Origin of the sequence: Kribbella sp. NPDC051718 (assembly GCF_040681515.1) — a bacterium.
Taxonomy (GTDB): Bacteria; Actinomycetota; Actinomycetes; order Propionibacteriales; family Kribbellaceae; genus Kribbella.
Map to the genome: position 1 here is coordinate 682,844 of NZ_JBFAYZ010000005.1, position 6,056 is coordinate 688,899.

The window sequence follows — 6,056 nt, forward strand, 5'->3', positions numbered from 1 at the left end:
GACTAGGACCCCAACCCTCGACCGGCGGTTGAGGTCCGACAGAACTTACCAGCTACTGCCCTGCGTCCGAAGTTCAGCTCTGGTCGAGCTGCCCCTTGTACGTGTCGGCGTCCATCAACGCCTCGATCTCCTCGTCGTCGTCGACCTCGATGTCGAGCAGCCAGCCCTCGCCGTACGGGTCGGTGTTGACCAGGTCGGGCTGGTCGGCCAGCGCCTCGTTGACGGCGCGGACAGTGCCGTTGAGGGGCGCGAACAGGTCGCTGACGCTCTTGGTGGACTCCAGCTCACCGCAGGAGTCGCCGGCCCGGACAGCGGTACCGACCTCGGGCAGCTGCACGTACACGATGTCGCCGAGCGCGTCCTGGGCGAAGTCGGTGATACCGACCCGCACCGGGCCGTCGCCGGCCTTGACCCACTCGTGCTCGGCCGTGTACTTCAGGTCTTCGGGGTACACCTCGGTCCCTCTTTCTTCCATTGGAAACTGCAGGGCTTACTTCGTCGGACTGGGCGCCGGGCGAGCGTAACGATGCTCGTCCGGGGCGTGCAAGACAGTGATCGACACGCTCGACAGCTCACTCACCTCGGCCGTACCGCCGACCTGCGGACCTTCGACCTCGCTGACCAGGCCACCGGGGAAGTGGGCCGCCTCGGCCAGGTTGTGCGCGTCCCCGATCGCCTCGATCACGTACGGCGACTGCACCTTCTCGCCGTCGATCTTCACCCCGGGCGCGTCGTCGACCAGATCGGTGCTGGCCACCACCCGGACCTGCCCGTTGATCTGGATCGCCTCGGCCCCCGCGTCCCGGAGCTCCTCGATCGCGTCCAGCAGGTTGCTGGACTGCATCTTGGCGTCCGGGTCGTTCAGCGTGATCCGGACCCCGGGGCCGACGGCGGGCAGCGTCCCGGCCAGGATGCCGAGCACGCGCACCTGTTGCTCGGCCTGCTCGCGGGCGGTCTGCGCCTTGTCCGCGCTGGAGGTCAGCGTGTTCTTGCGCGCCTCCAGCTCGGTGATCTCGGTCTCCAGCCGGCGGGTGTTCTGGCCCAGGCCGTCGAGGATCGCGATCAGGTCCTCGCGGCGGGCGTTCTGGTAGCCGTCGTCGGCCCGGTTCACCCGGACCTGGACGACCGCCATACAGGCGACCAGCGCCAGCACCACGGCCACGATCGCCTGGCCGCGGGACGGCTTGAAGCCGGTCCGCAGCCGGCGCAGCGCCAGGTTCGGCGTCTTCGGCTTGGGCTTGGGCATCGGCGTCGGCTCGGCCGGCACAGGGTCGTCGGTACTCATCTCAGGCCCTGAAGACGTGACGCCGGATCGCGGCCATGTTGGTGAAGATCCGGATCCCGAGCACGACCACGACGCCGGTGGACAGCTGCGAACCGACTCCCAGCTGGTCGCCCAGGTAGACGATCAGGGCCGCGATCAGCACGTTCGAGACGAACGAGACGACGAAGACCTTGTCGTCGAAGATGCCGTCCAGGAACGCCCGCAGGGCACCGAAGACCGCGTCCAGCGCGGCGACCACCGCGATCGGCAGATAGGGCTGGGCCCACTCGGGTACGTCGGGAGCGACCAGCAGACCGACGACGACGCCGATCACCAGGCCGAGGACGGCGATCATCTCCCACCCACCTTCGCGTACCGCAGCGCGATGGTGGCATCGGCTGGCACCAGCAAGGAATCCTCCGTCGTGATCGTCATCCGGACATGGAAATTGCTGACCAGGTACTGCACCCACTGGCCGCCCGAGCTCTGCGCGAACCGGGCCGGCATGGTCGCGGTGTCCCCGATCGCCAGCACCGTGTACGGCGGGGTCAGCGAACTGTAGTCGACGGTGATCGCGCTGCCCGCACCGCGGATCGCGGTCAGCGCGGTGAGCCGGTGACCGTTCACCGAGATCGCCTCCGCGCCGGCCGTCCACAGCCCGTTGACGAACTGCTGCAGGTCGACGTCGAGCAGCCGGCCCTGCTTGTCGTCGGAGTCCTTGGCGTCGTCGACGACCGCCTTCAGGCCCGGACCGGTCACCGCGACCGCACCGACCTGCAGTTCGAGGTCGTTCAGCTTCTGCTGCAGCGCCGCGCCTTCGCTGGTGTTGCTCAGTCCACCGGCCTGCAGTCCGCGGACCTCGTCGGCGAGCTTGATCTGCTGGCCGCGCAGATCGGTCAGCCTGGTATCGGCCGTGTTGATCCGGGTGATCAGCTCTTTGCGCTGCTTCTCCGCCTCGGGCGCGCTGCGGTAGTTCTGCGACGCGGCGACGGCGAGCAGGAAGCCCAGGAAGAGCAGTGCGATCACCAGGATGATCCGGTGCCGCGACTTGTTGGCCTTGCCACCCTGCGACGGCCGCGATCGCGCCGCGACGGCATAGCCCTCGTCCAGCGGGTGGGCCATCAGGTTGTTCAGCAACGACATGGACGCGTCGACGCGTCGCTGCCCGGGTGGAGACTGGGTCACCGGTTCGCCTCGCCCTTAGCCCGCCTGCTTGCTGATCGGCTTCACGGTCTGCATCAGGTGGCGCAGCTGTGCGAAGTACAGGGCGCCGGCCCAGTAGTACAGAGCGGTGCCCCAGATCGCGAAGGCCCAGCCGAAGACGCGGGCCAGCAGGTTGAGCGTGCTGTCGCCGTCACCGAGCAGCAGCAGCGGGAACGCGTACAGCAGGCAGAAGGTCGCGGACTTGCCGAGGAAGTGCACCGGTAGCGCGTTGACACCCCGGCGGTGCAGCGCCGGCAGGGCGAAGGTGAGCAGCAGGTCCCGCAACGGCAACGCGATCGCGAGCCACCACGGAATGATGTCGCGCAGTGCGAGACCGAGCACGGTGGCGAAGATGTAGAGCCGGTCGGCGACCGGGTCGAGCATCTGGCCGAGCCGCGTGGTCTGGTTCATCCGGCGCGCGATCTGGCCGTCGGCCCAGTCGGTGAAGCCCGAGATCGCCAGTACGAGCAGGGCCCAGCCGTCTTCCTTCGGCCCGAGGATCAACCAGAGGAAGAGCGGTACGCCCAGCAGCCGGATGAAGCTCAGTGCGTTCGGGATCGTCAGCACCCGGTCGGACACTTCCAAGTCCGGCACGCGATCCTCCCCCAGCTCTGCGAAGCGGGCGACCGCGAACGGCGCCCCTGTCCCGGTCGTTACTGTACTTGGGCCCGGTACCGGGTTCTGCCCCGGCCACACCGGTGTTCCTTGATTAGGTGAACGTATTCACAACCGCATGGCTACGCAGGCCGCGACGCAGTGACCCGAAGGTGACCTGATCGAGATCAGCCCGTAGCTCGGCCCGTCCTGGTTCTAGGGTGGGACGGTGAAGTTCCTGGTACTGATCTATGGCAATCCCGAGTCGCGACAAGTGTGGGACGGACTGTCGGACGAGCAGAAGGCCGAGTCGATGACCGGCTACACCGCGCTCAACGACGCCCTCGCGGCCAGTGGCGAGCTGGTCGTCTCGCACTCGCTCGGTGACCCCGGGGCGACCAAGCAGGTGCAGTTCCGCGACGGACAGCCGATGACCACCGACGGGCCGTTCGCGGAAGTGAAGGAGCAGCTGGCCGGATTCTACCTGCTCGACTGTCCCTCGATGGAGCGGGCGCTGGAGATCGTGCCGCAGATCCCGGAGGCGCCGTTCAGCATCGTCGAGGTGCGGCCGATCCGGGACCTGAGCGCCTTCAGCTGATGATCGACCAGCTGCTCCGCGAGCTCGCCCCACAGATCGTGGGTCCGCTGGTACGCCGGTACGGCGGGTTCGACACCTGCGAGGACGCAGCCCAGGAGGCGCTGCTGGCCGCATCGCAGCAGTGGCCGGTCGACGGGGTGCCCGCGAATCCGCGGGCGTGGCTGATCACGGTCGCGTCGCGCCGGCGGATCGAGATGCTGCGCAGTGACGCGGCCCGGGTCCGGCGTGAAGAGACCGTCGCGGGGCTGGAACCGTCGGAGCCGGCGCCGGCTGGTGTCGACGACTCTTTGACGTTGTTGTTCCTCTGCTGTCATCCGTCGCTCACTCCCCCGTCGCAGATCGCGCTGACTCTGCGGGCGGTCGGCGGGCTCAGTACGGGCGAGATCGCGCGCGCGTTCCTGGTACCGGAGTCGACGATCGGCCAGCGAATCAGCCGGGCGAAGGCGACGATCAAGAAGGAGGGGGCGGAGTTCCTTTTGCCTCCTGCCGACGAGTTGCCGGGCCGGCTGGCCGCAGTACTGGCTGTCCTCTACCTGATCTTCAACGAGGGCTACACCGCAAGCTCCGGCGAGACCCTGCACCGAGTCGAGCTGAGCGCCGAGGCGATCCGCTTGACCCGACAGCTGTTCGCCCAACTCCCCACCGAGGGCGAGGTCGCCGGGCTGCTGGCTCTGATGCTCCTTACGGACGCGCGCCGTCCAGCCCGTACCGCGCCCGACGGCGCACTGATCCCGTTGCCCGATCAGGACCGCTCCCTGTGGCTCAGCTCATTCGTTGCCGAAGGCACCGAACTGATCTCGGCCACCCTACGCACCGCCCCGGTCGGCCCTTACCAACTCCAGGCCGCCATCGCCGCCGTCCACGACGAGGCCTCCCGAGCCGAGGACACCGACTGGCGCCAGATCCTCGTCCTCTACGAACTCCTCGAATCAATGGCCCCCGGCCCGATGGTGAGCCTCAACCGCATAGTCGCGCTAGCCATGGTGCACGGCCCCGAGTACGGCCTAGAACGCCTCGCCGCCACAGCCAACGACCCCGCCCTAAAAGACCACCACCGAGTAGAAGCCGTCCGAGCCCACCTACTCGAACTCTCAGGCAACACCCCCGCCGCCCGAGACGCCTACCGCCGCGCCGCCCGCCTAACCCTCAGCGCCCCCGAACAGCAGTACCTACTCACCCGCGCCAACTCGCTCTAGCAACTCGATGATCACTTTTCTGATCACCAGTCCACCATGCCCAGAAAACTGATCACCTACGACCAGGTCCTGGCATGCTCGGCGAAGTCCTCCGGCGCACTGTGGACCGGGATGACGCAGAGCAGCTGTCCGCCCGGAACGCGCATCGTGTGACACCCCTGCCAGCTCGCCACCTCGACGGCTCCCAACCCTTCCAACCGCGCAACCTCAGCGGCGACATCGTCCGTCTCGATGTCCAGGTGGTACCGCGGCTCGTCGTCGACTGCCTGAACAGCCAGTACGAACCCCGGCAACGCCCCCTTCAGATCCGTGTACTGCGGCTCACCCGGCTCGCTCTCCGGCGTCGCATCCAGGGCCGCCGCCCAGAAGGTCGCCGCCTCCGTCGCCTGCTCCCGGGGTACGTCGATCAGAAAAGTAGACACTCGGCTTCTGTGCATTCTCCGAACTTAATGCTCCGTCAGCGAGGTAACTTGAGCCGGATGATCGTCGTCCCAGCCGAGTTCGTCAGGACCACAGTCGCCCGCGAGGGCGAAGCCTGTACTGCGTGGCTCGACGGCAGGACGCGACAACCGCAGTACTGAAGGTGTCTTTCCCGCATCCCGGCAACCGCCATGAACCGGACGCCTTCGCAGCCTGGGCGCCGGCCGCCTCAACCACCTGCTGGCCATCGACCACCCGCCGCCCTACCCCGGTTGCACGACCAAGCGGACACCTGGGCAGAAGAACTGGAGAGGGACGCTCGCAGGTTTCCGGACGTACTCCCGTCCCACGCGCTCGACGCCGCCAGAGCAACCATCAACGAACTCGCCCGCGCGCAGCCGGAGCTGATAATCCACGGTGACTTCCACGGCAGAAACATCCTCCGCGCCGACCGCCAACCCTGGCTGGCGGTAGACCCCAAGGGCTACGCCGGAGACCCCGCCTCCGACGCCGGCACCCTGGTCAAGACCCGCGCCCTGACCATCCTCACCACCCCCGACCCCGCCAAGGGTCTCCACCGCACCCTCGACATCTTCTCCGAAGCAGCCCAATTAGACCGCGAACATTCCTCGATCCAACGACGTTCCTGACCGGATCGAGGCGGCATGGCCCAGACATTTCGTAGTCGCGCGGTTGACCCGGTTCCTCGTTCGTCATTCCCGCGGCGCCTGGCGCGACGACCATGCCACGACGTTACTGGCCGCGGCCCGTGAATCGCTGC

The 6,056-nt window shown here is 67.6% G+C and carries 9 protein-coding genes; 3 read left to right on the plus strand and 6 right to left on the minus strand.

Going from position 1 to position 6,056, the window contains the following annotated elements; translation table 11 throughout:
* Window positions 1-73 precede the first annotated feature (73 nt).
* From gcvH to AB0M15_RS22545, 5 genes are read right to left on the minus strand one after another with little or no spacing between them, the layout of a single operon-like run.
* Window positions 74-454, minus strand: coding sequence for a glycine cleavage system protein GcvH (gene gcvH / locus AB0M15_RS22525; protein ID WP_343978083.1), 381 nt, complete (start codon window positions 452-454; stop codon window positions 74-76).
* 36 nt (window positions 455-490) lie between these two features.
* Window positions 491-1,285 (minus strand): DUF881 domain-containing protein, encoded by a 795-nt coding sequence (locus tag AB0M15_RS22530; protein WP_363822254.1) that lies wholly within the window; start codon window positions 1,283-1,285, stop codon window positions 491-493.
* Window position 1,286: 1 nt separating this feature from the next.
* Window positions 1,287-1,619: a small basic family protein gene (locus AB0M15_RS22535; protein ID WP_020389931.1), complete on the minus strand. Its 333-nt coding sequence runs from the start codon at window positions 1,617-1,619 to the stop codon at window positions 1,287-1,289.
* On the minus strand, window positions 1,616-2,449 hold the full coding sequence (locus AB0M15_RS22540) for a DUF881 domain-containing protein (protein ID WP_363822258.1): 834 nt from the start codon (window positions 2,447-2,449) through the stop codon (window positions 1,616-1,618). The genes AB0M15_RS22535 and AB0M15_RS22540 overlap by 4 nt, the downstream gene beginning before the upstream one ends.
* Window positions 2,450-2,464: 15 nt before the next feature.
* Window positions 2,465-3,061: a CDP-alcohol phosphatidyltransferase family protein gene (locus AB0M15_RS22545; protein WP_363822261.1), complete on the minus strand. Its 597-nt coding sequence runs from the start codon at window positions 3,059-3,061 to the stop codon at window positions 2,465-2,467.
* A 229-nt stretch (window positions 3,062-3,290) separates the two neighbouring features.
* Here AB0M15_RS22545 and AB0M15_RS22550 point away from each other — a divergent pair, with 229 nt between their 5' ends.
* A complete protein-coding gene (locus tag AB0M15_RS22550) occupies window positions 3,291-3,659 on the plus strand; it encodes a YciI family protein (protein WP_363822264.1) in 369 nt (122 codons plus the stop codon).
* On the plus strand, window positions 3,659-4,855 hold the full coding sequence (locus AB0M15_RS22555; RefSeq protein ID WP_363822267.1) for a DUF6596 domain-containing protein: 1,197 nt from the start codon (window positions 3,659-3,661) through the stop codon (window positions 4,853-4,855). Before AB0M15_RS22550 ends, AB0M15_RS22555 begins: the two co-directional genes overlap by 1 nt.
* A 56-nt stretch (window positions 4,856-4,911) precedes the next feature.
* Here AB0M15_RS22555 and AB0M15_RS22560 read toward each other — a convergent pair whose 3' ends face one another.
* Window positions 4,912-5,277: a VOC family protein gene (locus AB0M15_RS22560; RefSeq protein WP_363822270.1), complete on the minus strand. Its 366-nt coding sequence runs from the start codon at window positions 5,275-5,277 to the stop codon at window positions 4,912-4,914.
* 189 nt (window positions 5,278-5,466) lie between these two features.
* Between AB0M15_RS22560 and AB0M15_RS22565 the strand changes: the two genes are divergently transcribed.
* Window positions 5,467-5,925 (plus strand): aminoglycoside phosphotransferase family protein, encoded by a 459-nt coding sequence (locus AB0M15_RS22565; protein WP_363822273.1) that lies wholly within the window; start codon window positions 5,467-5,469, stop codon window positions 5,923-5,925.
* Window positions 5,926-6,056 lie beyond the last annotated feature (131 nt).